Origin of the sequence: Pseudomonas sp. NPDC087346, from assembly GCF_044744235.1 — a bacterium.
Lineage (GTDB): Bacteria > Pseudomonadota > Gammaproteobacteria > Pseudomonadales > Pseudomonadaceae > Aquipseudomonas.
The window spans coordinates 1-1,313 of record NZ_JBIUXX010000169.1; the positions used below are offsets into that span (position 1 = coordinate 1).

Sequence of the window (1,313 nt, forward strand, 5' to 3'; positions counted from 1 at the left end):
ACAAAAAAAAACACACTATACCTACAACAAGATCAAACAAAAAATACTATATGAGGTGCAGGAAGCACAGGCCGAGAGCAGCGCGCATAAATTGCCTTCGCCTAAAGAAATCAGCGGCATCCTTGACCAGTATGTAATTGGTCAGGAGCGTGCGAAAAAGGTTCTGGCCGTAGCGGTATACAACCACTACAAGCGCCTGAACCAGCGCGACAAGAAGAATGACGACGTCGAACTCGGCAAGAGCAACATCTTGCTGATCGGCCCGACAGGCTCGGGTAAAACCCTGCTTGCAGAAACACTGGCCCGCTTGCTGAACGTTCCGTTCACCATCGCTGACGCAACCACCCTCACCGAGGCGGGTTACGTAGGTGAAGATGTCGAGAACATCATTCAGAAGCTGCTGCAGAAGTGCGATTACGACGTAGAGAAGGCCCAGATGGGTATTGTCTACATCGATGAGATCGACAAGATTTCGCGCAAGTCCGACAACCCGTCGATCACCCGGGACGTTTCCGGTGAAGGCGTGCAGCAGGCCTTGCTCAAGTTGATCGAAGGCACGGTCGCTTCCGTTCCGCCACAAGGTGGTCGCAAGCATCCGCAGCAGGAATTCCTGCAGGTCGACACCCGTAACATCCTGTTCATCTGCGGTGGTGCGTTCTCTGGTCTGGAAAAGGTTATTCAAAACCGTTCCACCAAAGGCGGCATCGGCTTCAACGCAGAAGTGCGCAGCAAGGAAGAAGGCAAGAAGGTTGGTGAGTCCCTGCGTGAAGTCGAGCCTGACGATCTGGTCAAGTTCGGTCTGATCCCGGAATTCGTCGGTCGTCTGCCGGTCCTCGCGACGCTGGACGAGCTTGACGAGGCTGCGTTGATGCAGATCCTCACCGAGCCGAAAAATGCTCTGACCAAACAGTATGCCAAGCTGTTCGAGATGGAAGGCGTTGATCTGGAGTTCCGTACAGATGCGCTGAAATCGGTCGCCAAGCGTGCCCTGGAACGTAAAACCGGTGCCCGTGGCCTGCGCTCGATTCTCGAAGGTGTGCTGCTCGACACGATGTATGAAATCCCCTCGCAGTCCGAGGTGAGCAAAGTCGTGATCGATGAAAGCGTGATCGAAGGTAAGTCCAAGCCACTGTATATCTACGAAAACAGTGAGCCGACTGCCAAGGCAGCGCCGGACGCTTAAGCGTCCAGCCTGCTGGAATAAAGAAGGGGCCTTCGGTTATTCCCCCCAAAGGGAAAACATAGTTTTTTCATGCGGTTTGTCGCTACTAAAATACCCCTCTTTGAGAGGGGTTTTTTTCAAACCTCGCGAG

1 protein-coding gene is annotated in these 1,313 nt (G+C 53.5%); it reads left to right on the plus strand.

All coding sequences use genetic code 11. The annotated features are described in order from the left end of the window. A partial coding sequence (gene clpX, locus ACIOZM_RS31840) for an ATP-dependent Clp protease ATP-binding subunit ClpX (protein WP_401221654.1) occupies positions 1-1,183 on the plus strand: 1,183 nt, incomplete at its 5' end. Positions 1,184-1,313 lie beyond the last annotated feature (130 nt).